The organism is Micromonospora sp. PRAS1 (assembly GCF_059553435.1).
The window spans coordinates 75,614-101,870 of record NZ_JCANNB010000015.1; the positions used below are offsets into that span (position 1 = coordinate 75,614).

Annotated in this window: 25 protein-coding genes and 1 pseudogene; 11 read left to right on the forward strand and 15 right to left on the reverse strand. The window is 72.3% G+C overall.

Features of this window, described 5'->3' with window-relative positions; all coding sequences use genetic code 11:
• Positions 1-22 precede the first annotated feature (22 nt).
• Complete coding sequence (locus AC507J_RS16545; RefSeq protein WP_496290032.1) at positions 23-634, forward strand: LysE family translocator; 612 nt, start codon at positions 23-25, stop codon at positions 632-634.
• Between the two features lie 27 nt (positions 635-661).
• On the opposite strand, the gene AC507J_RS16550 is transcribed toward AC507J_RS16545, so the two are convergent.
• Entirely contained in the window at positions 662-1,264 is a 603-nt protein-coding gene (locus tag AC507J_RS16550) for an MBL fold metallo-hydrolase (protein ID WP_496290033.1), read from the reverse strand.
• Between the two features lie 15 nt (positions 1,265-1,279).
• Complete coding sequence (locus AC507J_RS16555) at positions 1,280-1,825, reverse strand: MarR family winged helix-turn-helix transcriptional regulator (protein WP_496290034.1); 546 nt, start codon at positions 1,823-1,825, stop codon at positions 1,280-1,282.
• A 108-nt stretch (positions 1,826-1,933) separates the two neighbouring features.
• Here AC507J_RS16555 and AC507J_RS16560 point away from each other — a divergent pair, with 108 nt between their 5' ends.
• Positions 1,934-3,592 carry an LLM class flavin-dependent oxidoreductase gene (locus AC507J_RS16560; protein WP_496290035.1) on the forward strand — a complete coding sequence of 553 codons (1,659 nt, stop codon included), beginning with the start codon at positions 1,934-1,936 and terminating at the stop codon, positions 3,590-3,592.
• 15 nt (positions 3,593-3,607) lie between these two features.
• Positions 3,608-4,042, forward strand: coding sequence for an archease (locus AC507J_RS16565; protein WP_496290114.1), 435 nt, complete (start codon positions 3,608-3,610; stop codon positions 4,040-4,042).
• Positions 4,043-4,075: 33 nt separating this feature from the next.
• On the opposite strand, the gene AC507J_RS16570 is transcribed toward AC507J_RS16565, so the two are convergent.
• On the reverse strand, positions 4,076-5,494 hold the full coding sequence (locus tag AC507J_RS16570) for an RtcB family protein (protein ID WP_496290036.1): 1,419 nt from the start codon (positions 5,492-5,494) through the stop codon (positions 4,076-4,078).
• Positions 5,495-5,673: 179 nt separating this feature from the next.
• Here AC507J_RS16570 and AC507J_RS16575 point away from each other — a divergent pair, with 179 nt between their 5' ends.
• Positions 5,674-6,228 (forward strand): DUF1772 domain-containing protein, encoded by a 555-nt coding sequence (locus AC507J_RS16575; RefSeq protein WP_496290037.1) that lies wholly within the window; start codon positions 5,674-5,676, stop codon positions 6,226-6,228.
• On the opposite strand, the gene AC507J_RS16580 is transcribed toward AC507J_RS16575, so the two are convergent.
• The 5 genes from AC507J_RS16580 to AC507J_RS16600 form a co-directional block, all read right to left on the reverse strand.
• Positions 6,194-7,063 (reverse strand): carbohydrate ABC transporter permease, encoded by an 870-nt coding sequence (locus AC507J_RS16580; RefSeq protein ID WP_496290115.1) that lies wholly within the window; start codon positions 7,061-7,063, stop codon positions 6,194-6,196. The genes AC507J_RS16575 and AC507J_RS16580 overlap by 35 nt on opposite strands.
• Positions 7,064-7,101: 38 nt before the next feature.
• Complete coding sequence (locus AC507J_RS16585) at positions 7,102-8,133, reverse strand: ABC transporter ATP-binding protein (RefSeq protein WP_496290038.1); 1,032 nt, start codon at positions 8,131-8,133, stop codon at positions 7,102-7,104.
• Positions 8,130-9,458, reverse strand: coding sequence for an ABC transporter substrate-binding protein (locus AC507J_RS16590; protein WP_496290039.1), 1,329 nt, complete (start codon positions 9,456-9,458; stop codon positions 8,130-8,132). The genes AC507J_RS16585 and AC507J_RS16590 overlap by 4 nt, the downstream gene beginning before the upstream one ends.
• A complete protein-coding gene (locus tag AC507J_RS16595; protein WP_496290116.1) occupies positions 9,455-10,309 on the reverse strand; it encodes a carbohydrate ABC transporter permease in 855 nt (284 codons plus the stop codon). The genes AC507J_RS16590 and AC507J_RS16595 overlap by 4 nt, the downstream gene beginning before the upstream one ends.
• Positions 10,310-10,372: 63 nt before the next feature.
• Positions 10,373-13,165: an exo-alpha-sialidase gene (locus tag AC507J_RS16600; protein WP_496290040.1), complete on the reverse strand. Its 2,793-nt coding sequence runs from the start codon at positions 13,163-13,165 to the stop codon at positions 10,373-10,375.
• A gap of 357 nt (positions 13,166-13,522) precedes the next feature.
• Here AC507J_RS16600 and AC507J_RS16605 point away from each other — a divergent pair, with 357 nt between their 5' ends.
• Positions 13,523-14,353: a pentapeptide repeat-containing protein gene (locus AC507J_RS16605; protein ID WP_496290041.1), complete on the forward strand. Its 831-nt coding sequence runs from the start codon at positions 13,523-13,525 to the stop codon at positions 14,351-14,353.
• A gap of 219 nt (positions 14,354-14,572) precedes the next feature.
• Here AC507J_RS16605 and rnhA read toward each other — a convergent pair whose 3' ends face one another.
• Positions 14,573-15,049 (reverse strand): ribonuclease HI, encoded by a 477-nt coding sequence (gene rnhA / locus AC507J_RS16610; protein WP_496290042.1) that lies wholly within the window; start codon positions 15,047-15,049, stop codon positions 14,573-14,575.
• A gap of 79 nt (positions 15,050-15,128) precedes the next feature.
• Here rnhA and AC507J_RS16615 point away from each other — a divergent pair, with 79 nt between their 5' ends.
• Complete coding sequence (locus AC507J_RS16615; RefSeq protein WP_496290043.1) at positions 15,129-15,668, forward strand: GNAT family N-acetyltransferase; 540 nt, start codon at positions 15,129-15,131, stop codon at positions 15,666-15,668.
• Positions 15,669-15,672: 4 nt separating this feature from the next.
• Here AC507J_RS16615 and AC507J_RS16620 read toward each other — a convergent pair whose 3' ends face one another.
• Both AC507J_RS16620 and AC507J_RS16625 read right to left on the reverse strand, forming a co-directional pair.
• The gene (locus tag AC507J_RS16620; RefSeq protein WP_496290117.1) at positions 15,673-16,923 is read right to left on the reverse strand and encodes a lycopene cyclase family protein; all 1,251 of its coding nucleotides are present in this window, start codon (positions 16,921-16,923) and stop codon (positions 15,673-15,675) included.
• A gap of 82 nt (positions 16,924-17,005) precedes the next feature.
• Positions 17,006-17,944, reverse strand: coding sequence for an AraC family transcriptional regulator (locus AC507J_RS16625; RefSeq protein ID WP_496290044.1), 939 nt, complete (start codon positions 17,942-17,944; stop codon positions 17,006-17,008).
• A gap of 89 nt (positions 17,945-18,033) precedes the next feature.
• On the opposite strand from AC507J_RS16625, the gene AC507J_RS16630 reads away from it, so the two are divergent.
• Positions 18,034-18,957 (forward strand): NADP-dependent oxidoreductase, encoded by a 924-nt coding sequence (locus AC507J_RS16630; RefSeq protein WP_496290045.1) that lies wholly within the window; start codon positions 18,034-18,036, stop codon positions 18,955-18,957.
• Positions 18,958-19,048: 91 nt separating this feature from the next.
• On the opposite strand, the gene AC507J_RS16635 is transcribed toward AC507J_RS16630, so the two are convergent.
• The gene (locus AC507J_RS16635; RefSeq protein WP_496290046.1) at positions 19,049-19,642 is read right to left on the reverse strand and encodes a hypothetical protein; all 594 of its coding nucleotides are present in this window, start codon (positions 19,640-19,642) and stop codon (positions 19,049-19,051) included.
• Between the two features lie 616 nt (positions 19,643-20,258).
• On the opposite strand from AC507J_RS16635, the gene AC507J_RS16640 reads away from it, so the two are divergent.
• Positions 20,259-20,906, forward strand: coding sequence for a hypothetical protein (locus tag AC507J_RS16640; RefSeq protein ID WP_496290047.1), 648 nt, complete (start codon positions 20,259-20,261; stop codon positions 20,904-20,906).
• 118 nt (positions 20,907-21,024) lie between these two features.
• On the forward strand, positions 21,025-21,675 hold the full coding sequence (locus AC507J_RS16645; protein WP_496290048.1) for a hypothetical protein: 651 nt from the start codon (positions 21,025-21,027) through the stop codon (positions 21,673-21,675).
• A gap of 7 nt (positions 21,676-21,682) precedes the next feature.
• On the opposite strand, the gene AC507J_RS16650 is transcribed toward AC507J_RS16645, so the two are convergent.
• Positions 21,683-22,399, reverse strand: coding sequence for an MBL fold metallo-hydrolase (locus tag AC507J_RS16650; protein WP_496290049.1), 717 nt, complete (start codon positions 22,397-22,399; stop codon positions 21,683-21,685).
• A 226-nt stretch (positions 22,400-22,625) separates the two neighbouring features.
• Between AC507J_RS16650 and AC507J_RS16655 the strand changes: the two genes are divergently transcribed.
• Positions 22,626-22,934, forward strand: coding sequence for a YchJ family protein (locus tag AC507J_RS16655; RefSeq protein WP_496290050.1), 309 nt, complete (start codon positions 22,626-22,628; stop codon positions 22,932-22,934).
• On the opposite strand, the pseudogene AC507J_RS16660 reads toward AC507J_RS16655, so the two are convergent.
• Together AC507J_RS16660 and AC507J_RS16665 are read right to left on the reverse strand one after the other, a co-directional pair.
• A pseudogene (locus tag AC507J_RS16660) lies at positions 22,890-24,140 on the reverse strand (MFS transporter); the annotation flags it as partial. The gene AC507J_RS16655 and the pseudogene AC507J_RS16660 sit on opposite strands and share 45 nt — an antisense overlap.
• Before the next feature lie 171 nt (positions 24,141-24,311).
• A complete protein-coding gene (locus AC507J_RS16665; RefSeq protein WP_496290051.1) occupies positions 24,312-25,322 on the reverse strand; it encodes a mechanosensitive ion channel family protein in 1,011 nt (336 codons plus the stop codon).
• A gap of 235 nt (positions 25,323-25,557) precedes the next feature.
• On the opposite strand from AC507J_RS16665, the gene AC507J_RS16670 reads away from it, so the two are divergent.
• On the forward strand, positions 25,558-26,250 hold the full coding sequence (locus AC507J_RS16670; RefSeq protein WP_496290052.1) for an RraA family protein: 693 nt from the start codon (positions 25,558-25,560) through the stop codon (positions 26,248-26,250).
• Positions 26,251-26,257 lie beyond the last annotated feature (7 nt).

A 26,257-nucleotide genomic window follows, 5' to 3' on the forward strand; every position in this document is an offset into this window, starting at 1 on the left:
ATTGTGGCGGCAGGGTGAGTGGGTGACCATCGCCTTCCTGTTCACCACGCTCGTCGTGGTCGCCACTCCGGGTGCCGGAGTCCTGTTCACGCTCTCCGCCGGGCTGACCGGCGGTCGCCGCGCCGCCCTGGTCGCCGCGCTGGGCGGCACGCTGGCGACCCTGCCGCACCTGCTGGCGGCCATGACCGGCATCGCCGCGCTGCTGCACTCCAGCGCGCTCCTCTTCGACCTGGTCAAGTATCTGGGCGCGGGCTATCTGCTCTGGCTGGCGGTGTCGACCCTGCGCCAACGCGGCGCCTTCACCGTGGACGGCGCGGGGCCCGCCCGCTCGACGCGCCAGATCATCGGCTCGGTGCTGCTGATGAATCTGCTCAACCCCAAGTTGACGATCTTCTTCGTGGCGTTCCTGCCGCAGTTCGTCGATCCGGACGCCCCGGGCGCGCTGAGCCGGATGCTGGCCCTGGGGGCGGTGTTCACGGCGACCACGCTTGTGGTCTTCGTCGGCTACGGCCTCGGTGCCGCCGCCGTACGCCGACGGGTGCTCGACCGCCCCCGGGTCGCCGACTGGCTGCGGCGAGGCTTCGCCGGTTCGTTCCTGCTGCTCGGCCTGCTGCTGACCCGCGCCCAGGCATAACGTGTACCGCCGACCCCCGCGAGTCGGTCAGGCGGTCTCGCCGGGGGCCAGGTAGCGGTAACCGGGGACGGTCTCGGCGAACCAGCCGTTGACGCTGGCCAGGCCGCGCTCGTTGAGCTGGGCGTCGTGGATCGGGACGACCTGTGCCGCGCCGGCCGCCACCGCGAAGTCGATCGCCTCGGTCAGTTTCAGCCAGGACGCCTGCGCCGGCACCAGCAGGGTACGCACCGCTCGGCCGGGCGGATGCAGCGAGTCGCCGGGGTGATAGAGCTCGTCGGCGACCAGGTAGCCGAGGTTGGCGCAGTCGGGTTGGCCGCCGTGGATGGTGGCGTGCCGGCCGCCGACCGCGGCCACGTCGAGCCCCGCGGCGGTGAAGCGTTCGCCCGCACGGACCCGGGTCACCGGCAGCGGCGCCAGGTCCGGCAGCACGGCACCCTCCGGCACGAAGACCGGTACGCCCAGCCCGGCCAGCCGCAACACGTCGATGTGGTCGATGTGCTCGTGGCTGACCAGCACCGCGTCCGCGCCGGCCAGGGCCCGCGGCTCGCTCCAGGTGCCCGGATCGATGACGAGCACGCCGCCGTCGTGTTCGAGCCGGACGCAGGCGTGCGTGTACTTCGTGATCCGCATCCGTCGACCGTACGGCTAACCCGGCCGGCGGGCCGCCCGGCGGCGCCGTGCCGGTGGCGGCGCCACCGCCTCCTCGGCCACCTGACAGAGATCGGTGAGCGGGTCGGTCTGCTGCGCCGCGCACGCCACCCGACGTAACAGGTCGCGCAGCGCGGTGGCCTGCTCCGGGTCGAGCGGCTGGAGCAGGTGTGACTCGACCGTACGCAGCGTCTCCCGGCGGCGGCGGGCCGCCTCGCGGCCGGCGTCGGTGAGGGTGACCAGCCGGCTGCGACGGTCGGCCGGATCGGGCCGGCGGACCACCAGCCCGTCCTGCTCCAGATCGTCGATCAGGTAGGTCAGGACGGTGCGGTCGATGCCCAGTTCCTCGGCGATCGCGCCCTGGTTACGCGGCGGCTCCCGGTCGGCCGCGGTGAGCACCTGGTAGCCGCGCGGCCCGCCGGGCAGGTCGCCGACGGCGTGGTCGGCGGCGCGGGCATACGCGCGGAAGAGCACACCGAGCATCCACCCGAGGTCCTCGTTGATCGGGTCGGGATGGAGGCCGTTGCCTCGGACGCCACTCATGCCCTCAGGTTAGCGCAAGTCACAGATTTTATTGGGCAATGATGTTCTGTACGACATAACATTTGTGGGGGCGGTGATCGGCACCGCGCCGCCGGAGGAAGGTTGACGATGAGCGACTACGGGCACGCCCTGACCTTCGGGTCGTTCCTGACACCCGGCAACGCCGACCCGGCACGGCCGGTCGGCCTCGCCATGCTCTCCGAGCAGGTCGGGCTCGACCTGGTCACCTTCCAGGACCATCCGTACCAGCCCAGTTTCCTGGACACCTGGACGCTGCTGAGCTTCGTGGCCGCCCGCACCGAACGGGTCCGGCTGGCCGCGAACGTGACAAACCTGCCACTGCGTCCACCCGCCGTGCTGGCGCGCAGCGTGGCCAGCCTCGACCTGCTCAGCGGGGGCCGGACGGAGCTGGGCCTGGGCGCCGGGGCGTTCTGGGACGCCATCGAGGCGATGGGCGGGCGGCGCCTCTCCCCCGGGCAGGGCGTGCAGGCCCTGGAGGAGGCGATCGAGATCATCCGCCAGATCTGGGACGCCGACGCCCGCGGTGGCGTCCGGGTCGACGGGGAGTTCCACCGCGCCCTCGGCGCCAAGCGCGGCCCCGCCGGCGCCCACGACCTGAGCATCTGGCTCGGCGCGTACAAGCCGCGGATGCTCGCGCTGACCGGTCGGCGAGCCGACGGCTGGCTGCCCTCGCTGGCCTACCTGGGCCCCGGTGACCTGGCGAAGGGCAACGCGATAATCGACGAGGCCGCGACCGGGGCGGGTCGTTCGCCGGCCGACGTGCGCCGGCTGCTCAACATCAACGGGCGGTTCGCACCGGTCGGGCGCGGCCCGCTGGACGGGCCGGCCGAGCAGTGGGCCGAGGAACTCGCCGACCTGGCCCTCACCGAGGGGATCAGCACCTTCATCCTGGCCAGCGACGACCCCGACGACCTGCGACGGTTCGCCGCAGAGGTGGCCCCGGCCACCCGGGAACTGGTCGCCACCGAACGATCCCCCGCCCCGGCCGGCACCGGCCCGGGCGGCACCTCGACGGCCGGCTCCCGGCCCGACCGCGCCACGGCCACGGCACCGGACGGCACCACGAGCACCCCGTCGAGCGGTACGACAAGCACGTCGCCGGGCGGGGCCGGTCGGGCGGCGGGGCGGCGGGCCGGTGTCGGGGCGACGCCGTTCGCGGTGGTGCCGACGCCCGACGACGGCGCACGCCGCAGCGAGGTGCGGGTCTGGGACGAATCGACCCGGCCCAGCGGACCGGCACCCGACCCTGAGCGCACCTACACCGCGCACGAGCAGGCGGGCGCGCAGCACCTGATCGACGTGCACGACGGACTACGCGCCGAACTGGCCCAGATCCACGACCTGATCGAGCAGGTGGCCGCTGGGTTGATCGACGTGGGCACCGCCAGGTCGCACATCAACACGATGACCATGCGGCAGAACAAGTGGACCCTCGGCACCTACTGCGAGTCGTACTGCCGGGTGGTGACCACCCACCACACCATCGAGGACCGGTCGCTCTTCCCGCACCTGCGCCGGGCCGACTCCCGGCTGGCCCCGGTCATCGACCGGCTCGAGGCCGAGCACCACGCCATCCACGACGTACTGGAGGGGGTCGACCGGGCACTTGTCGCGTTCGTCGCCACACCGGACGGGATGGCCGAGTTGCGGGCCGCGGTCGACCTGCTCAGCGACACCCTGCTGTCCCACCTGTCGTACGAGGAACGCGAACTGGTCGAGCCGATCGCCCGACTGGGCGCGCACTGAGCCCGGCGGGACGGCATCATCGGGGGTGTGACGCAGGTCCGGGGACACCGGTGGGTGCCGCACACCGCCGACGTACGGATCGAGGCGTGGGCACCGGACCGGTCGGGCTGCCTGGTCGAGGCGGTGCGCGCACTTGTCGAGTCGTTCACCGACCCGGCCGGGGCCCGGCCCCGGGCCGAGCGGGAGTTCCACGCGCCGGCCGGCACCGACGAGGACCTGCTGGTGAGCCTCCTCGACGAGGTGATCTTCCGGTTGGAGACGACGGACGAGCTGCCGCTGCGCACCGAGATCTCCGACGACGGTGCCGGCGGTCTGCTGGTGCGCTGGCACACCACGGGCACCGATGAGGTGGAGCTGACCGGCGCGGTGCCGAAGGCGGTCGCGCTGCACGAGCTGCGCTTCGGCCGCGACGAACGGGGCTGGTCCTGCGCGGTGACCCTGGACGTCTGAGCTGCTGCCCGGCCGGCACGCAGGCGGCCCCGGTCAGCCCTTGACCACGCCGAGCGGCACCAGCCGGGCCACCCGCCGGCACAGCCCGGCGCCCTCGGCGGCCTCGACCACGGCCGAGATGTCCTTGTACGCCGCCGGCATCTCCTCGGCCAGGCCGCGCCGCGACGCACCGCGTACCGCGATGTGCTGCGCCTCCAGTTGGGCGCGCGGGTCGCCGCCGCGCTCGGCCGCGACGGCCTGCTTGCGGCTCTGCACCCGGCCCGCGCCGTGACAGGTGGAGGCCCACGCGGGCGCGCCGGCCACCCCGGTGAGCACGTACGAGCCGGTGCCCATCGAGCCCGGGATGAGCACCGGCTGGCCGACGGGACGCAGCTCGTCGGGGAGGTCCGGGTGCCCGGGCGGCAACGCGCGGGTGGCGCCCTTGCGGTGTACGCACAGCCGCCGCACTCCGCCGTCGACCGCGTGCTCTTCGAGCTTGGCGAGGTTGTGGGAGATGTCGTAGACCAGGTCGAGCCGGTGGCCGGTCTTCCGCGCGAAGACCTCGCCCGCCGCGTGGGCGAGCAGCTGCCGGTTGGCCCGCGCGTAGTTCGCCGCGGCGGCCATCGCCCCCAGGTAGGCCCGCCCGGCTGCGGAGGCGACCGGGGCGCAGGCGAGCTGCCGATCCGGGACGTGGATGCCGTGGCGGCCCATCGCCTGCTCCATCGCCCGGACGTGGTCGGTGCAGATCTGGTGGCCGAGCCCCCGCGACCCGCAGTGGATCATGACGCAGACCTGGCCGGTGCGCAGCCCGAACGCCGCCGCCACCGGCTCGTCGTACACCTGCTCGACCGCCTGGACCTCGAGGAAGTGGTTGCCGGAGCCGAGGCTGCCGACCTGGCGCGCCCCACGTTCGATCGCCCGGTCGCTGACCTGGGCCGGATCGGCGTCGTGCACCGCGCCGAAGTCCTCGCACCGGTCCAGGTCCCGCGGCACGCCGAAGCCGCGCTGCACGGCGTACCGGGAACCGCCGCGCAGCACCGCGTCGAGTTCGTCGCGGCCGGTCAGGTGCCACACCGCGCCCCGACCCATGCCGCGCGGGGTGGCCGCGCCGAGCGCGTCCATCACCGCGTCCAGCCGGGGACGCAACTCGTCCCGGTCCAGGTCGGCGGCGAGCAGGCGCACCCCGCAGGAGATGTCGAAGCCGACGCCGCCGGGTGAGACCACCCCGCCGGCCTCGACGTCCGTGGCGGCCACCCCGCCGATCGGGAAGCCGTAACCCCAGTGCACGTCCGGCATGGCGTACGAGGCGTCGACGATGCCGGGCAGGGTGGCGACGTTTGCGACCTGCTCCAGCGACCGGTCCGCCACCGGATCGGGCAGCAGCGACCGGGACGCGAAGACCACCCCCGGCACCCGCATCGGGTCGCGCCGGTCGATCCGGAACCGGTACGGCGACTCCTCGACCAACTCCATCCCCGGCGGCTACCCACCGCCGCTGCGGCTACACCCGCAGTCGCCGAACGGCGTGCCGGCGGCAGCCGCCGTACGTCGAAAGGCGACCCCGCCGCGCGCCGCCGGACGGCAGCCGGTCGGCACCGGCGCTCCTAGCGTCGGGAGTGCACCGCAAAAGATCGCACCCGCAGGAGGACGCAGTGCTGCGCCACAAATTCACCTGGACCGCGCTTGTCGCGCTGACCTGGGCGGCGATGATGTCGTTCGGCGGCGTGGCCGCCGAGACCGTCATGCTCTACCCGAACATCTTCCACGACCCACCGGCCTCGCTGGAGAAGGCCCGCGACTTCCTGGCCGTCAGCGGCCCGAGCGACTACTTCCCGCCGCTGGGCGCCTCGGTGGTGCTGCTCGGCGTCGCCGCCACGGCGCTCACCTGGCGGCACCGCCGGCTGCGCTTGTGGATCGCCGCCGCGACCGGGGTCTTCATCGCCTGCGAGTTCCTCTTCTCGGTGGCCTTCTTCTGGCCCCGCAACGAGATCATGTTCGTCGACCCGGCCGGTACGCACTCCCCCGAGTACCTGCGGCAGGTGGCGCGGGAGTTCGTGGCCGGGCACTGGGTGCGGCTCGTCGGCGGGGCGGTCACCGCCGCGCTGGCCTTCACCGCCCTGCTGCGCTGGGCGGGTCGAGCAGCAGACGGACCCTTGGCCGCCCGGGACACCGTCACAGCTGGTAGAAGCGGCGGTAGCGACGGATGAGCCGCCACTGCACCAGCAGCGCGGCCACGGTCAGCAGCATCATCACCAGGGTCGCCGCCGCCGCGTAGCCGTAGCGCAGGTACTCGAAGCCGGTCTGGTAGACGAACAGCGACAGGTAGGTGGTGGCGTACGGGGGCGGGCCACCATCGGTCACCACGAACGCCGGCACGAAGGTGAAGTGCAGGCTGGCGATGGCGTCGCGGACCGCCAGCAGGGCCAGCACCGGCGCCATCAACGGCAGGGTGATCCGGCGGAACACGTCCCAGCCGGTGGCGTCCTCGATGGCGGCCATCTCGTACACGTCGCGCGGCAGCGCCCGCCGGGCGGCGAGCAGCACCACGAAGGTCTCCCCCATGGTGAACAGGCTCATCAGGATGATGCCGGCGCGGGCGCTCGTGGGATCGGTGAGCCACTGCGGCGGGGTGCGGCCGAACACCGTCAGGCCGTGCTCGCCGCCGATGCGCAGCAACTGGTTGATCGGCCCGTACAGCGGGTTGAACAGCCAGAGCCAGAGCAGGCCGTAGGCGATCTCCGGCACGGCGGTGGGCAGCAACGCCGCGCTGCGGGCGGTGCCGACGCCGGGTGCCCGGCGATGCAGCAGCAGCGCCAGGCCGAGCGCCAACAGCACCCGCAGCGGTACGGCCACCGCCGCGAAGACCAGCGAGTTGACCAACGCGACCCGGAAGATCGGATCGTCCACGAGCAGCGTGAAGTTGTCCAGCCCCACCCAGGTCGGCGGGCGCAGCAGGTCGTACTCGGTGAAGGCCAGTACCAGGGTGACAAGCGCCGGCAGCAGCACCAGCCCGACCAGACCGACCAGGTACGGCGCCAGCATCAGCGCCAACTGCCGCCGGGACCGGGTGTCCGAGGCGCTCATGGCAGGTACCGGCGGCCGGAGTCGGCGTGGAACAGGTGGGCGTCGGCCCAGCGCACGCCGACGCGTACCGCCGAGTTCCGGTCCGGGCGGCGGGCGGCCGGCACCCGGGCGACCACCGGATGCCCGGCGGCGAGGGTGAGGTACGCGTAGGCGTCCTCGCCGATCACCTCGACCCGGTCGACGGTGGCCGGGGTGCCCTCCGGCGCGCCCAGGGTGACCGCCTCCGGCCGGAACCCGACCTCCAGTGGCTCCGCCGGCAGCGGGGGCGCGTCGCCGGTGCACGGCAACGGACCGCCGGCGGGCAGCAGGTTCATCGCCGGCGAGCCGACGAACCGGGCCACGAAGGTGCTGGCCGGGGTGCGCCAGATCTCCTCAGGTGTGCCCACCTGTTCGACCCGGCCGGCGCGCAGCACCGCGATCCGGTCGGCGAGCACCAGCGCCTCGGTCTGATCGTGGGTGACGTGCACCATGGTGGCGCCGATCCGGTCGTGCAGGGCCCGCAGCTCGGCCCGCATCTCCACCCGCAACGCCAGGTCCAGGTTGGACAGCGGCTCGTCCAGCAGGAAGACGTCCGGCTCGCGCACCAGCGCCCGGGCCAGCGCCACCCGTTGGCGTTCACCACCGGAGAGCTGCCCGGGTCGGCGCTCCAGCAGCCCGGCGCAGCCCACCAGTTCGGCGGCGGCGCGGGCCCGCTCGCGGGCCGCGCGGCGCGGCACGTCGCGTACCTCCAGCCCGAAGGCGACGTTCTCGGCCACGCTCAGGTGCGGGAAGAGCGCGTACGACTGGAAGACCATCGAGACGTTGCGCAGGCCGGGCCGCAGGTCGGTGACGTCGCGCCCGGCGATGCGTACCCGGCCGGCGGTGACCGGTTCCAGCCCGGCCACCACCCGCAGCACCGTCGACTTGCCGGCGCCGGAGGGGCCGAGCACCACCAGCAGCTCACCCGGGGCCACGGTGAGATCCACCTCGTGCAGCACTGTGGTGTTCCGGTACGCGGCACTGACGCCGTCCAGGACCAGGCCGGTCACCCGTTCTCCCCACGGGCGAACATCGGCCGGCTCTTGACGTCCAGCTCGCGGATCACGTCGTCGAGCCGGTCGCCGCGGTGCATGGCGTTCTCCAGGATGCCGTAGCTGAGGTCCTCGATCTCCGGCCAGGTGCTGACCGTGGGCAGCGCCCGCACGGTGGGGATGGCGTCGAGGAAGACCTGCGAGTTGCGCGGCGGCTGGTTCGGGTCCAGGAACGCCGGTGACCGGGACACCTCGACGTGCGACGGCACGGTCCGGCCGGTCGCCGCGATGATCCGCTGGCCGTCTGCGGACATCGCGTACTCCATGAACCGCCAGGCGGCGTCCTTGTTCTTCGATCCGGTGGTCAGGCAGTACGCGTCGGAGTGCAGCACCCCGACCGGCTGCCGGTAGACCGGCATCGGCGCGACGTCCCAGTCGAAGCCGGTGATGGTGCGGAAGTTTGTGGTGGCCCGGCGGGAGGTCATCAGCATGGCCAGCCGGCCGTTGAGGAAGCGGGACTCGTCGTCCTCCGCCTCGACCTCGGCGTCGCTGGGCACCACCCCGTACGCCAGCCGCAGGTCGACCAGGTTCTTCAACGCCTCCCGGGCCGCCGGGCTGTCAAGCGCGAGCCGGGTCGGCCGATCCGGATCGTCCACGATCTCGCCGCCGTTGGACCAGACCAGCGGAGCCAGCCGGATGATCGACGGCTCCACGCCGAGGCCGTGCACGGCGGGCAGCCGGGCGGCGCCCTCGGCCTCGGTGCCCTTGATCACCAGGCCCCGCTCGTCGCGGGTCATCGCGGTGGCGGTGCCGACCAGGTCGTTCCAGGTCCAGCCAGCCTTCGGCGCCGGCACGCCGTACTTGTCGAACAGCGTGCGGTTGTAGTAGACGGCCAGGCTGGAGACGTTCTGCGGCAGGCAGAGCTGCGCCCCGTCCCACTTGAAGGCATCCATCGCCACCGGGTAGTAGTCGGCCGGGTCGAGTGTGGAGGCGGCGATCCGCTCGTCCAGCGGCTCGACCACGCCCTTGGCGGCGAACTGGCCGTAGAAGCGGTAGTTCATCAGGAAGACGTCCGGCGGTGCTCCCCCGGCGACCGAGGTGGCCAGCCGGGCCAGCAGGTCCTTGCGGTCACTGGCCTCGATCAACTGGACCCGCTCGCCCGGCCGGGCCTCCTGGTACGCGTCGATGAGCGTCCGGTACGCGGCCAACTCCTCCGGCGCGCCGAAGACCAGCAGCTTGACCGGACCCGAGCCGGACGACCCGGAGCCGGAACCACAGCCGGCGACGGCGAGCGCGGCGCAGAGCACCAGGGCGAGCAGTGACTTGGATTTCACGACGGTCAATCCTCGAATCGGTCGTCGGGGCGCAGGAAACGCCGCTGGGCCAGGGCGAAGACCACAAGCGCGGGCACGGTGGCGAGCACCGCGCCGGCCAGGAAGACGGGAAAGTTGGTGGGGTCGAGCAGGGAGAGCGACCGCAACGCCAGCGGCAGGGGGAACAGGTCCCGGTCGTAGACGTAGACCAGCGGATCGAGGAAGTTCGACCAGGTGAGCACGAAGGTGAGCGCGGTGAGCCCGGCGGTGACCGGCCGGACCAGCGGCAACGCCATCCGCCACCAGGTACGCAGCGGCGACAGGTCGGCCACCAGGCAGGCGTCGTACAGGTCGGCCGGCAGGGCCCGGAAGGCCAGGTAGTAGACCAGCACGTAGAGCGGTGAGGTGCCCAGCAGGGCCGGGGCGACAAGCGGTACCAGGGTGTCGGTCAACCCGAGGAACCGGAAGATCGCGAAGCGGGGTACCAGCAGCGCGGTCGCCGGCACCATGAGCGCGACCAGGGAGGCCGCCACCACCACTGCGGTGGTACGCGGGGCGAGTCGGGCCAGCGCGAAACCGGCCAGGGCGGCGACCAGCACGCTCAGCGGCACCGCAAGCACCGCCACCAGCACCGAGTTGAGCGAGGCGCGCAGCAGCCCGCCCAGGTCGACGGCGCGCTGGTAGCCGGTGGTGGAGAGCGGGTCGGGCACCAGTTGCGGCGTCGGTGACGGCGGCAGCCCCGGCTCGGTGAGTGAGCCGGCGACCAGCAGCAACAGCGGCGGTACGAAGACCAGGATGACGAAGGCCGCGCCGAGGGTACGCCACAGCCGGGCGGCCCGCTCGGGCAGCGGCGAGGGGCCGCGTCCGCGGCCCCTCGCCAGGATTCTGCCGATGATCCGTGTTCCTTACTTCAGGCTGAGCTGTTGCCTACTTCAGGCTGTTCCTCACTTCAGGCTGAGTTTCCACGCGCCGAGACCATGTGAGGCCGCGTAGAGCACCCGCTCGCCCGGCACGATTGTCAACCCGGCGACCTCGACGTTCGGCATCCCGCCGGCCGCCTTCGTCCAGGACGTCCTGCCCTTCGGCAGCAGCAGCACGCCGAAGTCGGTGGCGGCGTAGAGGTCGCCGGTGACGTCGTCGCGAGCCAGGTCGGTGATGGGCTGGTCGCCGAAGTCGTACGACCGGTCGGCCCAGGTCGCCCCGGTGCCGGTGGCCGTCACCTCGAAGGCGTGCCCCGGCGTGGTCGGAGTGTTGGAGCCGTAGCCGCTGTAGGAGAGCCACGCCCGAGCCGGGTCGGCCGGGTCGATGTGGATTCCGGTGACGTACCGGTTCGGCGTGGCCGCGGTGTCGACCCGGGTCCAGGTCACCGCGGCGGCCGGCTCGGCGTCGGCATTGCGGGTGACGAAGACCCGGCCGGTGCTGGTGGCCGCCCACGCGGTGGAGGTGTCGGAGGCGACCCGGGCCACCGCGGAGACCGCGCCGCCGGCCCGGTCACCCCACCCGGCGGCGGTCAGACCGGTGGTGCCCAGCGGCTCCCAGTCACCGCACTGCGCCTCGTAGGTGCCGGTCCAGGAGTTGCAGATCCGGTCGGCCTCGGCGAGCGTACGGTTGCCCAGGCCGAAGGTCTTGGTGCGGTAGACCGACAGCCCGGTGCCGGCGAACATGGTGCCGCTGACCTTCGGGTCGCTGATCACCGGGGAGTAGAAGAGGTTGTTCGGCTGGAAGGCGATCGGGTCGGCGGTGTAGATCCAGCTGCCGATGTCGCCGTTTGCGAAGCTGACCTCCGGGGTGACGTCGTAGTACGTGTGGAACCGGAACTCGGGGCGGCCCACGTCCCAACCGGAGGCGCCGCCGTCACCGATCATCGTGTTGACCCAGGTCTGCCGCTGGCCCTTGTTCTCCCAGGTGCCGTTGTCCTGGGTGCCGCCCTGGAGCAGGTTCACGTCGTGCGGGCTGACCGACAGGCTGGTGAACTGGAGGGTGTTCATGCCGTGGTTGACGCCCTCCAGCTTGCTGGGGATCTTGGAGAGCATCTGCCGGCAGCGGTCCTTCTGGGCCGTCGTGGTCAGGTTGCGGTCCGGGTTGTCGCACCACGCCGACCGGTCGACGAAGGTGCCGCTGGAACGCATCACGCCGCCGTCGTTGGCCTCGAAGAACTGGTACGGGTTGCGCGGATTGGTGACGATCGCGTGCTGGTCGGGGTGCAGGCCGTTGGGGTGCAGCTCGTCGGTGCCGTCGAAGGTCATGTCGGTGCCGCTGACCCCGGCGTCGGTGGAGAGCACCACCGCCCGCTTGTTTGCGATGTTCTCGCCGTAGGAGTAGCTGCCACCGGTGTAGACGATGTCCGGGTGTCCCGGCGGGGTGTGCACGAACACGTCGTACCAGCACTGCGCGGTGCACTGGTTGTACGTGGCGAAGCCCGGGTCGGCCGGGTTCGAGCTGGTCAGGTCGGTGAACGTCGGGCTGCCGGCGGCCACGTCGTCGCTGCGGAACAGCCGCGAGTACGGCGTGCCGGTGTTGCCCTCGTAGACGTACATCCGGGTCTGGCCGCCGGGCAGCGCGGTCACGTCGATCGCCGCGCGGGTGGTCGGCAGCGCCGCGTTGAGCGACGGCTTGATCTGGGCCCAGGTCCGGCCGGCGTCCGGCGAACGCCACACCCCCCGGGCGTACGAGGAGGCGTAGACGATGTCTGCGTTCTTCGGGTCCAGCTTCACGTACCGCACGCCGCGCGGCGAGCAGCCGGTGGTGTTGTTGTACTCGGCCAGGGTGCCGGTGCACTCGCTGGCGTCGGCCGTGCCGTTGTGCAGGAACGTCCAGCTCTTGCCGCCGTTCGTGGACTTGTACAGGCCCCACTTGGCGGCGTCCGGCACCGGGCGGGTCACGCCGCCGCAGCAGGAACCGGACATGCCGCGCAGCGCCGTGGTGGTGGCCACGTAGAGCGTCTTGGGGTCACCGGGCTTGATGGTGATCTCGCCGATGCCCTTGCCGGCGAGCACGTCCTTGCCGAGCGGGCCGGTCCAGGTCAGGCCGCCGTTGGTCGACCTGTAGAGCCCGACGCCGGCCACGCAGCCGGAGGCGCAGGTGTTGGCCTCACCGGTGCCGACATAGATGGTCAGGCCGGTCCGGTCGTTGCGGTCGATGGTCACCGCGCCGGCCGCGTTGATGCCCAGCGGACCGCCGAGGTAGAACCACTTCGGCTCGGCGGCGAGAATGTTCAGGGTGCCCCAGACGCCGCCACCGGCCGGCGTCACGTACGCCCGGCAGAGCAGCTTGTTGCAGTCCGGGCTGATGTCGATCGAGGTGACCCGACCGCCCGCCACATACTCGTTCGGCACATAGTTGAAGGCGTTGCGGTACTCGGTGAACGGGTAGAGCGCCTGGCTCGGACCGACGTTGGTCCACTTCCGGCTGCCCTTGAACCGCTTCTCGGCGGCGGAGAAGGCCGCCTTCGACCGGTCCACCTGGGCGATGGTGATCGCGTCGGCCGGGTAGGCGCGCTCCAGAAACTCCTGCCCGGCCGCGCCGCCGGGCCCATCGGGCGCCATGCCCATGTCACCGGGTACGGCCTGCCGCAGCCGCTCCAGGTGGGCACCGAGCGCGTTGGGCATCTCGCCGTCGCCGGCGGCGACGGGAGCCGGCACCTCGGCGCCGGCGAAGTGGATTCCGACGAAACCGGTCGATGCCATCAGGGCACCGACCGCCAGGCCAACGAGCAGATGGCGACGTCTACGCTTCACCAGGGTCCCTCCGGCATGAGGCGTCACCGCAGCGCGGCACCCCGGATTGGCGACCGTCACTGGCAGCGTCCACCGTGGAATATGTCAGAGACACCGCACCCGAGCAATAGACCGTTACAACTCCGTCACCCACCCCCACCCCGCCCACCTCCGCGCCCTCTCCCCGCCCCCTCCCCGCCGCGCCGATCATGCACTTTCCGTCGCCGTTCTGGCAGGTTTCGCGGCTTTCCTACCGTCGACAACTGCATGATCGGCGCGGCGAAGCGAGGGGGGCGAGGGGCGGCGCGGCGAAGCGAGGGGGGCGAGGGGCGGCGAGGGGCGGGGCGGGGTGAGTGGGTGAGTGGGTAGGGTGGGTGGGTGTTGCGGGGGGATTGTGGGCGGTGCTTCGGGCTGTGTTGCGTTGCGCCGGCCTTCGCCGCCTCGGCGGACTTCGCATACGAGAAGCCGGCCGGGCAGGCGTGCCGCAACCTCGGCGCCGACTTCCGCTGCGGCATCCACGCCGAGCTGCGCGATCGCGGCTTCCCGGGCTGCACCGTCTTCGACTGCTTCGGGGCAGGTCAACGGGTCGCCCAGCAGACCTTCGGCGGCCGGGACTGGCGCAGTGCGCCGCACACCGCCCGGCAGATGTTCGACGTGTTCGCGGTGATGCGACCGCTGCACGAGCTGCTCTGGTATCTCACCGAGGCCGTCGCGCTGGACCCACCGGCGGCACTGCGCGCGCAGCTGGTCACCGCGCTCACCGAGACCGATCGGCTGGCCTCCGGCGGCCCGCAGGAGCTGCTCACCCTGGATGTCGACGCGCACCGGCGTACGGTAAATACCCTGCTGTCGCGTACCGGCGAACTGGCCCGCGCCCGGGGCGGCGCCGCCGGTGCCGATCATCGCGGCGCGCACCTGGTCGGTCGCGACCTGCGCCGCAGCGACCTGCGCGGGGCCAACCTGCGCGGCGCCCTGCTGATCGGGGCCGACCTGCGCGGCGTGGACCTGTCCCGGGCCGACCTCACCGGTGCCGACCTGCGCGGCGCGGACCTGCGCGGGGCCGACCTGACCGCCGCCCTGTTCCTGCACCAGTCGCAGGTCGACGCCGCTCGCGGCGACCGCGACACCCGCCTGCCGAAGACGCTGACCCGGCCGACGCACTGGACGGCGGCGACCACCCGTCGGACCTCCCGAGCGCGCCGCCGCTGAACCGGTTGATCCACACCGTTGCGGCGAAGTTGCTGCTTCAAACCGCTGCTGACCCCGCAACCTCCCCGAAGTTGCGAGTTGACCAACGCCCCGGCGCAAGAGACCGCAACTCGAGGCACGCTCATGGCTGACCTGACCGGCGCTGTCTGACGCAAGAGCACCCGTAGCAGCTCCAATGGCGGCGACTCCGGACGCCCGTACTCGTGCAGGATGCTCGCGTCAGCGGCGGGGCGCGGTGGCGGCGCGGGCTTCCGTCATGCCCCGGTTGGCCAGCGCATCGGCGCGTTCGTTTTCGGGGTGGCCGTTGTGACCCTTCACCCAGAGCCAGGTGATGCGGTGCCGGGCGCAGGCCGCCTCCAGCCGCTGCCACAGGTCGGCGTTCTTCACCGGCTGCTTCGCGGCGGTCAACCAGCCGTTGCGCTTCCAGGAGGCCAGCCAGCTGGTGATGCCGTTGCGCACGTACGTGCTGTCGGTGTGCAGCTCGACGGTGACCGGCCGGGTGAGACTCTCCAGGGCCTCAATGGCGGCGGTCAGCTCCATCCGGTTGTTCGTGGTCGGGCTCGCCTCGCCACCGCACAGCTCCCGCTCGTGCGAGCCGTAGCGCAGCACCGCGCCCCAGCCACCCGGTCCCGGGTTTCCGCTGCACGCACCGTCGGTCCAGATCTGCACCACCCGGCCGGGCGCCTCGTCCACCATGCGGCAAACCTACCGAAGCCGCCCGCGCCAGCGTGGCACGGGCACCCGTGGCGGGCCGCCGGCCGCTAGGGTCTGCCCGGTGAGCGAACTCGTCACCGATACGCGGCTGCTGATCCGCCCTGCCGAGCCGGGCGACGTCGAGGTGCTGCACCGGTTCGTCGTCGAGCTGAGCGAGGCCGAGGACTTCCCCGGCGAGGTGACCTCCCGCCCGGCCGATCTGGCGTCGGCGCTGTTCGGGCCGCGACCCGCCGCCGAGGCCGCGGTCGCCACGATCGAGGACGAGCCGGTCGGTTTCGCGCTGTACTACTCGACCTACAGCACTGTGCTCGGTCGCCCCGGCATCCATCTGGACGACCTGTACGTCCGGTCGGAGCACCGGGGCGCCGGTGTCGGCCGCGCCCTGCTCGCCCACCTGGCGGCGTTGGCGGTACGCCGTGGCTGTGGCCGCCTCGAGTGGTGGGTGCTGCGCACCAACGACCCGGCCCTGCGCTTCTACCGGCGGATGCACGCCCGCACCCTCGACGAACTTGACGTGCTGCGGTTGGAGGGCGAACACCTGCACGCCCTGGCAGCCGAGACGTCGGCCGGGGTAGCGAGCCGAGCGGGCGTCGGCCGCTGACCGGTCACCGAGCCGAGCGGGCGTCGGCCGGTGAATCGTCGCCGACCACCGGCGGCGGGACCGTCCAGGCCGGCCGGCGGGCCGGGGCGAGCCGGTCGTGCACTCGGCCGGCGGCGTCGGCCACGGTGGCGGTGAGCATCGGAAGCAACCGGGTGGAGCGCATCACGGCCAGGTCCTCGGCCACGGTGGTGGCACCGTCGAGGAAACGCAGCACCCGCGCCGCCGGATTGCGGTCGAAGAGCCGACCGAAGAACTCCGGCCCACCGACCAGGTTGCGGTCCAGGGCCCGCAGCGCGACCGCGTCCATCCAGCGGTGCCGCCGAGGGTACGCGGGCGCCGGCACCGGTGGTCGTCCGGCGGCGAGCGCCCGGGCGACCTGGTCGGCCTGCCGGCACATGGCGGAGAAGGTGAAGCCGGTCGACGGGCGGGTTGCCCCGCCGGCGGTGCCGAGGCGGACCACCCGGGGCGAGGGACGGGCAACGAACGGGCCATCGGTCATCGGGATGACGCCGTTCTCGACCTCCCGGACCGTGCAGCGCGCCGGGTCCAGGCCGAGCAGCTCCCGGTAACCGGCCAGCGCCGAGTCGTACGCCGCCCCGGTGAGCAGGTGCGGCGAGAACTCGGTGTACTCGACGAGCGCGTACCGGCTGTCGACGGGCAGCACGTAGCCGAACGACACGCCCCGGGCCGGCTGCGGGGTGCGGAAGTCCATCAGGATGGCCCGTCCCGGGTCGAACATCGGCCGGTCGGCCGCCAGCCACCAGCCCCGGAAGTGCTGCAACCAGTTGGTCCGCCCGGGGCGGCGCGGCGGTCGGGGCCGGGAGTCCAGCACCCAGCCGGCCCGCAGCACCGGCCGGTCGGCACCGGTACGCACCAGCACCCGCTCGCCGTCGTCGTCGAGCACCTCGACACCGGCGACGATCCGGGTCACGTCGAGGGTGCGCTCCGCCTCGGCGGCCCGGTCGTAGACCGGGCCGGAACGCAGCATCGCGTACCGCAGGGGGGCGAGGTCGAGGGTGCGGTGCGCGTCCGGCGTGATCACCTCGACCTGCGACCAGCTCGCGCTGAGCAGGTCGTCCAGGTCGTTGCCCGGCTGGTCCCAGAACGCCCAGGTCCGGTCGTGTCCCCGCCGGTGCACCGGGTCGACGACGGCGATCCGCAGATCGCGCACACCGTGCCGGGCCAGCGCCGCCAGCACGAGCGAGGCGGCTCCACCCCCACCAACCAGGGCAAGGTCCACGTCAACCGGCAGCAAACTCACCCACCTACTGTAAGGAAGGGCCCCTTCTTAACGCCTGGTGTAGAGGAAGGGCCCCTTGTTAACACCGCTCCGGTCGCTACCGGTTGCGGCGGTATCTGCCGGGGGCGGTCCCGTACTGGCGTTTGAATGCGTTGGCAAAGGCGAACTCGGAGGCGTAGCCGACTCTTCTCGCGATGACGCTCAGCGGCGTATCGGATTTGTGGAGAAGTCGGGCGGCGGTGGTCATCCGCCACCACGTCAAGTAGGTCAGTGGCGGCTGGCCGAGCAGCGTGGTGAAACGGCGGGCGAACGCTGCTCGGGACAGCCCCGCTTCGGCGGCGAGTGTCGCGACGGTCCACGGCCGCGCCGGATCGCGGTGAATGGCCTGGAGGGCGGGCGCAGTGGCCGGATCGTTGAGCGCCGCCGCCCAGCCCGTGGTCACGGTCCCGGGTGTCGGGTTCTGGTCGAGCCAGGTACGCAGGATGTGCAGCAGCAGGGTATCGAGCAGCGCCGGAATGATCGCGTCGGTACCCGGGCGGGGTCGTTCCAGTTCGCTGGCGAGCAGGTCCACGGTGGCGCGTAATGCGGGATGTCGCCCGAGGTGCGCGGGGAGATGGAGGAACTCGGGCAGGCCGTCGAGCAGCGGATGGGCGTGGGTCGGATCTAGTTGGTACGCACCGCACAGGGTGACCGTGGCGGGGGCGTCGGTGTCGGCGGCAGTGCCGACGATGTCGGTGGCGTAGCGCTGGAGCTGCGGGTCGTTCGGGTCGCAGGCGGGCGCGGTAGCTGGGGTCGATGGACTGTCGGCAAGCGTGTGCCCACGGCCGTGCGGCCGGAACACGATGTCCCCGGCAGCAAGCAGCATCGGGCCGGTGTCCGGGGCGATGAGCCAGCACGGCCCGTGCAGGACTATCTGGAAGCCGGCAGAGCCGGGTACGGGTGCGAACTGCTGCGCCCACGGCGCGTGCCACGCGATCCGCGCGGAGCGCGGCTGACCGGCCCGCATGACGGTGATCACGTCGCTGAGTACGTCCATCGCCAGAGTATCGCCGTGGAGACGGACGAGCATGAACCGAGGACTTCCGAGCATGGCTCGTCTTCGGGTGCCCGCCATAGGTTCGAGCGGTGCGAGCCATACGAATCCACAAGTACGGTGATGCCTCGGTCATCCGTGAGGAAGACGTGCCGCGCCCGGTGCCGGGCCGTGGTGACGTACTGATCAAGGTCGCCGCGACCTCGTTCAATCCGTCCGACGTCGGGCTGCGCCGCGGGCTGCTGCGCTCGGTCTTCCCGCTGGATCTGCCGTACACCCTCGGCGGGGAGGTCGCCGGCACGATCGTCGAACTCGGCGACCGGGTGGACACCGTCGCCGTGGGCGACCGGGTCATCGGACGGCTCGACACGGGCGGCGCTGCGGCTGAGTACGTCACCGCTGCGGCTGACACCGTTGTTGTCGCACCCACCGCCGTTCCCCTTCCGCACGCCGCCGCCCTCCCCATCGCCGGTGTCACCGCCTGGCAGGCGGTGTTCGAGCACGCGGGCATCACGCCTGGGCAGCGGGTGCTGGTCAACGGGGCGGGCGGTGGCGTCGGCGGGTTCGCGGTCCAGCTTGCCAAGCACGCTGGGGCGCACGTCATCGCCACGGCCAGCCCGCGCAGTAGCGAGGCGGTCCGCCAACTCGGCGCCGACCAGATCGTCGATTACACGGCCATACCCCTCGCTGCCGCGCTCGACGGCCCGGTCGATGTGATCCTCAATTTCGTCGTGGTCGGTGCGCAGCACGCCGCGACACTGATGTCGCTGGTGCGGCCAGGCGGCGGCGTCGTGTCCGGCACCGTTGCGCTGAAGGCGACCGCCGGGTCGCCGGTGACGGCAGTACGCTTCGTGGCCCGCAACGACACCAGCCACCTCGCCGCCCTCGTCAAACTCGTCGATGCCGAAGCCGTGCGGGTCGACATCGCCGCGTCGCGTCCACTCACCGACCTGGCCTCGGTGCACCGCGACGCCGAGTCCGGCCGCATCCGGGGCAAGACCATCCTTGTTCCGTAGCAGCCGCCCGACCGGTGTGCAGCAACGGTGGATGGAAGTGACGCTGGCCGGCACCCGAGAGGGTGCCGGCCAGCGGTCGTCATATGTGGGGTCAGCTGTTCCAGTGTTCGGTGACCAGGTCAGCGGCCTGCTGCTCCCACTGGGCGTACAGGAACGGGTGCGCCGACACCTGCACCGTCTGGGCGGCCTCGGTCAGCGGCATGTCCTGCCAACCGTCAACCTGCTTCAGACCCTTCAGGAACGCCGTGGTCGAGTACTCCGGATCGGTGATCTGCTCCACCGTGCCCCACCCACTGGACGGACGCTGCTGGAACAGGCCCTGCGAGTCGTGGTCGTTGCGGTCACCCAGGTGACCCAGGTTCTCCAGCTTCGACTCCTGCAACGCCGTCGCGATCGACACCACCGCGGCACGCTCGTCCATACCGGCCTTCTTCGTCGCCGCGATGATCGCCTTCACATTTGCGGTCTGCTCGCCGTCCAACTCGATCCGCGACTGGCCACCCTGCACACCATGCGGGATCAGCTTGCCGGTGTCGGGCTTGTCGGCCTGCACGGCGGCCGCGATCGGGTTACCGGCGGTGGTCGGGGTGTCGGTGGTGGCGTGGTTCAGCGGACCGGCAGCCAGACCACCGGCAACAGCCAGACCAGCAATACCCAGCACACTCTTACGCAGCATCGTGTTCATGACAAAGCTCCATTCGGGGGTTGGCGCACACACCGACGACACGGGGGTATCGGGCGCACGCAAGCACCGTCCGGCGCTCAAAGATCAAGGGGGAAAGTGACCGGATCCGTGCGGCGCGACCTCCGCCAACTCGGCGGAACCGCAAGCCCTCACGACGTCCGGACCATGTTCAACGACCGACCGGGCCGGATCATTCCGCGTCCCGGGATCCGGCTGGGGCACCTCGACTCCTTCAGCCCTGCTCCGGCGGTCGTCAGGTGTAACGCCTGGCAGGCGGCACCGATTCCGGCCGGCGAGTGCCGGCGGTCACGCCCGCGCGCGGGGTGCCGCAGTGGCCTTCCGGCAGCCGGCCGCCGAACCGTCCGAAGCAGGCACGCTATGTCAAACCTCCCATAACGGACATCAAGTCTAGTGCCGGCCACGACCAGACACCGAACCTAGGCCGGCCGGGAGACGCAGACCGCGGAAGCGGGCCGTGGCCAGGAATCTGCGCGCTGTCCCGGCTGGCGGGTGGACACCGGACGGTAACGGGGATTCGGCAATCCAGTGGTCGCAGGCGGCGGCGGTGGCTGGGGCCGGTCCCGCGAGCACGGCCTTCGAGCAGGGAGGGACGCGCATGAAGGCAACAAGCCTTGTCGTACGCGTGGCGAGTGGTGCTGCCGTCAGCCTGCTGCTGTCGGGTGCCGCGTTGAGCGACAGCACCGCGCGGGGCGACAGGACCGTGCTGGCCGACAGCACCGCACGGGCCGACAGCACCGCACGGGCCGACAGGACCGCGCTGAGCGACAGCACCGCGCGGGGCGACAGGACCGTGCTGGCCGACAGGACCGTGCTGGGCGGCGGTACCGTTTCGCCGTCAACCGTGCCGGTCGGGCAGACCGTCACGCTCACCGCGACGAACTGCGATCCGGCGTCCGGTACGGCGATGTTCCGGATCAACGGGCCCGGCCGGGACCAGGCGGCCGATCAGGTTCGGACGGTACGGTCCAGCACCGCACGACCTGGCGGCGCATCGAGCGCCGAACTGCGTACCACCGATTTTGCGCCGGGTGGGTACACGGTGACGGCGGTCTGCGGCGACGGGGCTCCGGCCGGTACCGCGACCCTCACGATCACTGCGACCGGCGGCGACCGGGTCGACGGCCGGGCCAGCGACGGCGTGATGACCGTGGCCGGTGCTGCGGTCCTGCTCGCCAACGCGCTCGGCGGCCTCGTCATCCTGGCCCGGCGACGCCGTCACGCGATCACCGCCGCGCGGCTCTGACCCGGTGCGGACGACGACGCCGGTGACCGAGTGCAGGATGCCCGGGTGTCGGGTCGTGGGTGTTTGACCGACCCAGCGCCGGGAAGACCGTGCGCCACGTAGATCCCGAGGAGCGACGATGGCGCACGCAGGACGGGCCCGCAAGCACACCGGGGCGCGCAAGGCCCCACCGCCGGCCAAGGTGGCGGCGAAGAAGGTGGCCACGGCGACGCGACGGGCCACCGGGGCCACGGCCGCGAAAACGCCGGGCGGCAGGCCGACGCCGACGTCTCCGCGCACCGCCCGCAAGAAGGCCGTCTCCGCGACGGCCGCGCCGACCCGCCGGCCCACCGCGAAGGCCACCGCCGCGAAGAAGGCCCCGGCCGGCCGGAAGGCGACGACCGGCACAGCCACCGCCACGAAGGCGACCAAGGCCACCGCCGCGAAGGCGACCGGGGCTACCGCCACGAGGGTCCCTGCGAAGCAGAGCACGGCGAAGAAGGCGCCGGCCAAGCGGGCCACCACCGCCGCGAAGGCACCGGCGCGGAAGCGTACGGCCGCGAAGGCACCTGCCCGGAAGGCCACTGCCGCGACGAGACCCGCGAAGCAGAGCACGGCCCGGAAAGCACCGGCGAAGAAGGGTACGGCGAAGAAGGCACCGACGAGGAAGACCTCGGCCACGCAGGCGGCGGCCTCCCGCTCCCGCGCGGCCAGTACGACGCCGCCGCGCAAGGCGACCACGATGGAGTCGTTCGGCAGCCGGCGCAGCGCTCGCACCGGTGCCCGCTGATCGGCGGCTACTCCCGGGACAGGCGGGTGAGGAAGCCGCGTACCCGTTCCCGGGCCTGATCGCGGATCTCCGGCCCGTGGGTGAAGGCGACCAGGTCGTACTCCAACTCGCCGAGCACGTGGGCGGTGCGCTGGGTCATCCGGAAGTCGGTGCAGAACAACTTCACCGGCCATCGGATGCCGGCCACGTTGAACAGCGCGTCGCCGGTGATCAGCAGCCGGGTCGGTTCGTGCAGCAAGGAGACGTGACCCGGTGAGTGGCCCGGGGTGTGCACCACGCGCAGCCCGCCGCCGACGTCGAGCAGTTCCCCGTCGGCGAGCGGCTGCGCCACCTCGAACGCGGGAAAGCGTCCAGAGGAGAGCCGGGCGAAGAGTCGGGCGCCGGTGATGGCCGGATCCCGCGGCGGCGACTCGCCGGCTTCGGCGTAGGGCACGTCGGCGGCGTGCAGCGCCAGGGGCGCGCCGGTGCGGCGGACCACCTCGGCGGCGCCGCCGGCATGGTCGGGATGGGCGTGGGTGAGCACGATCCGGGTGACGTCGGCGGGCTGCTTGCCGATCGCGGCCAGCCCACGGACGATCCGGGCGGGCGCGCGCTTCAAGCCGCAGTCGACCAGGGTGACGGCACCGTCGTCGCCGACCAGCGCGTACGAGTTGATCATTGCTTGGCCGGCGGTGGGGATGCGCCAGACGCCTGGTGCGAGGGCAATTGCCGGTGACCGCGCCATCGACGCAACGTACCATCCAACGCCTCCGATGTCCGACCCGATCGGGTGCCCCGGTGCGCCCGGACGATCGCGCAGCGGCGAGGATGACCGGGTGGCCCGACGAGACGGACGAAACAGCCAGCCGACGGAGCAGACCCCGTGCCCGTGCGGGCCGGGTCTGCCGTACGCGGACTGTTGTCGGCGCCTGCACCGTGGCGAGGCCGACGCGCCGACGGCGGAGGCGCTGATGCGGTCCAGATATGCGGCCTTCGCCGTCGGCGACCCGGAGTACCTGCTACGGAGCTGGCATCCCAGCACCCGGCCCGCCCGGCTGCGCCTCGATCCGGCCCAGTCCTGGACCGGTCTGGAGATCGTCGGCACCGAGGCGGGCGGACTCTTCGATGCCACCGGCACCGTCGAGTTCCGGGCCCACTACCGGGAGGGCGGCCGACCCGGCACGATGACCGAGCGCAGCCGCTTCGTCCGCGAGGACGGACGCTGGGTCTACCTGGGCGTCCACCCGGCGGCGGGCCAGCAGCAGCGCCGCGACCAGTAGGTAGGGCACCGCGCCGACCGCGAACGCCACCGGGTTGCCGGCCACGCCGGCCACCAGGCCATACCCGGCGTACACCGCGATGACGGTCAGGTCGGTGGCCAGCCCGGCCAGCGAGGTGACTGTGGCCCGGGCGCTGCCGCCGATCCGTTCCTGCAACCGGGCGTCGGCCAGCACCGACGCCAGTTGGAAGCCGCAGAACGCCGCCGCCAGCAGCAGGAACCCGCTCCACTGCCGCAGCAACGCCCCGCCGGCCAGGGCAAGCGCCGAACCGGCAAGCAGCAGCGCGTACCCGCCGGTGCCGAGTCGCTGGCCGAGCGGGGCGAGCAGGCCGCCGGCGACCTGCCCCAGCGTGACAAGCAGGAGCAGCAGCGGAATCGTCGACAATCCGACGCCGGTGTCCCGGGCCAGCAGCGGGGTGTACTCCTCCAGCGCGCCCCACACAGCGCCCACCGCCGCCACCAGCAGCACCGCCGCGCGTACCGGACGGTGGCGGTGCGCCTCGGCGAACCCCATGCGCAGCCCCTGCCACCAGCCGGGTTCGTCGTCGGCGGCTCCGGCCGCGTCGAGCCCGGAGGCGTCGGCCCCGGACGAGTCGGGCCCGGTGGACGATCCGGCAGCCGGGGCGCTGGCGCTCGTACGGTGTTCGGGGAAGCGGGTCGCCACGGTCGCGGCGAGCAGGCAGGCCGCGACGCTGGCCCACCCGACGGCCAGGTAACCGCCCACCTCCAGCATCGGCCCGGCCAGCAGGATCGCGACGAGTACGCCGACGGTGCCGGCCGTGCGGGCCCGCCCGATGGTGCGGGCGTACCGGTCGGCGGCGCCGAGATGGTCGAGTTCGTCGAAGACCAGGGCCTCCAGTGCGCCGGAGGCGAGCGCACCACCCGCTCCCCAGAGAACGAAGCCGGCGGCGAACGCCGGATAGGACGGCGCGAGGGTCCAGAGGGCGAAGCCGGCGGCGGCGCAGAGCGGTGCGAGGCAGAGCATCCGACGCCGGGAGGTCGCGTCCGCCCAGGCACCGGAGGGCGCCTCCAGCGCGAGGCCGGTCAGCGACCAGATCACGAAGAGCGCGGAGATCTGCCCGACCGACAGACCGGTGTCGGCGAAGAGCAGCGCGTAGACCGGATAGAGCAGGACCAGGTCGGTCAGGAACGCGTACGCGTAGAGGGTGGCCGCCAGCTTGCGGGCACCCTTCGGGGTGGGGATCATCGAGGCCTTTCGGGTGGGACGGATGACGGACGCCGGTGCTACGGCGACCGCTGGCGGCCCACGGCCTCGACGGAAAAATTAACGTGGCCAGTTCATGGCGTGATGCTAACCGGCGGCGCCCTGCTGTGCCAGGACGCCGCCGGAAGCCGTGTGAGACGGAAGCGGGACTGGTCAGCGCCGCTCGTCGGGCCTTGGCAGGATCATGGTCGACTCGCTGTCGTCGGCGCTGCGCTGCGCCGGCACGTCCGGGCCGGACGAGGTGACCTGGGTGGCGTCCGAGTCGGCCGGGCGCGGCAGCGGCGTGGTCGGGTCGTCCTGCTGTGCCGGAGGCGCGGAGTGCTGGCGGGGCAGCGGGGCGGTCGTTTCGCTGTCCGTACCGGTGGGCGTGACGATCTGGGTGGCCTCCGGGTCGTAGGCCGACGGACCGGCGGAGGCCGGCGAGTCAGCGTCACGGGGCGCGGCGCCGGAGGGCGCGGCGTCGCGGCGGGCGGCGGAGTAGGCGCGGGCGTGCTCGGCGATGCTCCGCGACTCCAGCTCGGCGCGGGACAGCCAGGATTCCCAACGCTTCTGCATCGGCCGGATCAGCCCGCCGCCGACGCCGACCACGAGGATGCCGCCGATGGTGGCCAGCACGGCGATCAGCACCGGGGTGGTCACGGCGGTGGCGACGCCGATCTGGTTGAGCGCGGCGATGATGCCGAGGCCGAGGATGAACGCCGAGGCGATGGTGGCCAGCAGCCGCCCGTACGACAGGCCGCCGAGCGCGCCGGAGATGATGTCCTTGACGGCACCGGCGATGGCGGCGGCCACCACCACGATGACGATCGCGACGAAGGCCCGTGGCAGCCAGGCGATCACACCGGCGATCAGATCGGAGATCGGGTTCGGTCCCCAGATGCCGAACGCCAGGTAGAGGGTGAGCAGCAGGACCCCGTAGTAGGCGAGGCGGGCGACGATGTCGCTGGCGTCGTAGCGGGACCGGGCCAGGGCCCGACGGATCCCGCCGCGCTCGACCGCGCGGTCGAAGCCGACGCGCTCCAGCAGCCGGTCGACGAGCTTGAGCACCGCCTTGGCGGCCAGCCAGCCGGCCACCAGGATCGCCACGAAGGCGACGGCCTTGGGTAGGAAGAGCAGGATCGACCGGAGGGTGTCCCCCACCGCGTCACCGAAGTTGTCTCGCATCGGATGGTCCTCCACAGGGGGTGGGTGGTTGGTCCGGCCGACCTACCCCGGCGCTGCGCGGGAGAAACGTCCGTGCCTGCTCACCCAAGGTGGTCGCGGCGCTCAGCGACCGGCTCGCGTACCGGGCGCTGTCGGTGGGTCGGGGTGGACCAGGACCGGCGAATTGGACCTGGCCGCAGCACCGGGTCCGGCTCCTACGATGGCGGGCCGGCACCGTCGTGAGAAGGGGCAGCCCATGCTGGAACGTTTCGCGGACTTGTCCACGCCGCTGGTGGCGGACGCCTGCGTACGCCTGTCGGTGTCGCCCCGGGTGGCGCCGGTCGGCGTGCGGCCGGTCGTCGCCGGCCACCGGCTGGCCGGTCGGGTGCTGCCGGTACGGCACCACGGCAGCGTGGACGTGTTCCTGGAGGCGTACGGTGCGGCGGCCCCCGGCGACGTCCTGGTCATCGACAACGCGGGCCGGACCGACGAGGCGTGCGTGGGCGACCTGGCGGTGCTGGAGGCCGCCGCGGCCGGGCTCGCCGGGGTGCTGGTGTGGGGGCTGCACCGGGACACCAGCGAACTCGCCGCGATCGGCGTGCCGGTGTTCAGCTACGGCGCCTGCCCGCTCGGGCCGCTGCGGCTCGACGAACGGGTGCCGCAGACGTTGACCAGTGCGCGGTTCGGCCCGCACCTGGTGGACGGGGGCGACGTGGTCTTCGCCGACGACGACGGGGTGCTGTTCGTCGCCGCCGACCGGGTCCCGCAGGTGCTCGACATGGCCGAGCGGATCGGCCGTACCGAGCGGGAGCAGGCCCGCCGGATCCGGGCCGGCGAGACGCTGCGCGAGCAGACCGGCTTCGCCGACTACCTGGCCGCCCGCGCGGCGGACGAGTCGCTTACCTTCCGGCGTCACCTGCGTCGGGTCGGCGGGGCGATCGAGGAGTGACGGAATC

Bases quoted from the DNA above. Each gene is read 5' to 3' on its own strand.
- AC507J_RS16550 (WP_496290033.1), bottom strand. From the start codon at position 1,264: ATGCGGATCACGAAGTACACGCACGCCTGCGTCCGGCTCGAACACGAC.
- AC507J_RS16555 (WP_496290034.1), bottom strand. From the start codon at position 1,825: ATGAGTGGCGTCCGAGGCAACGGCCTCCATCCCGACCCGATCAACGAG.
- AC507J_RS16560 (WP_496290035.1), top strand. From the start codon at position 1,934: ATGAGCGACTACGGGCACGCCCTGACCTTCGGGTCGTTCCTGACACCC.
- AC507J_RS16570 (WP_496290036.1), bottom strand. From the start codon at position 5,494: ATGGAGTTGGTCGAGGAGTCGCCGTACCGGTTCCGGATCGACCGGCGC.
- AC507J_RS16580 (WP_496290115.1), bottom strand. From the start codon at position 7,063: ATGCTGGCGCCGTACCTGGTCGGTCTGGTCGGGCTGGTGCTGCTGCCG.
- rnhA (WP_496290042.1), bottom strand. From the start codon at position 15,049: ATGGTGGACGAGGCGCCCGGCCGGGTGGTGCAGATCTGGACCGACGGT.
- AC507J_RS16625 (WP_496290044.1), bottom strand. From the start codon at position 17,944: ATGGACGTACTCAGCGACGTGATCACCGTCATGCGGGCCGGTCAGCCG.
- AC507J_RS16635 (WP_496290046.1), bottom strand. From the start codon at position 19,642: ATGAACACGATGCTGCGTAAGAGTGTGCTGGGTATTGCTGGTCTGGCT.
- AC507J_RS16640 (WP_496290047.1), top strand. From the start codon at position 20,259: ATGAAGGCAACAAGCCTTGTCGTACGCGTGGCGAGTGGTGCTGCCGTC.
- AC507J_RS16645 (WP_496290048.1), top strand. From the start codon at position 21,025: ATGGCGCACGCAGGACGGGCCCGCAAGCACACCGGGGCGCGCAAGGCC.
- AC507J_RS16650 (WP_496290049.1), bottom strand. From the start codon at position 22,399: ATGGCGCGGTCACCGGCAATTGCCCTCGCACCAGGCGTCTGGCGCATC.
- AC507J_RS16655 (WP_496290050.1), top strand. From the start codon at position 22,626: ATGCGGTCCAGATATGCGGCCTTCGCCGTCGGCGACCCGGAGTACCTG.
- AC507J_RS16665 (WP_496290051.1), bottom strand. From the start codon at position 25,322: ATGCGAGACAACTTCGGTGACGCGGTGGGGGACACCCTCCGGTCGATC.
- AC507J_RS16670 (WP_496290052.1), top strand. From the start codon at position 25,558: ATGCTGGAACGTTTCGCGGACTTGTCCACGCCGCTGGTGGCGGACGCC.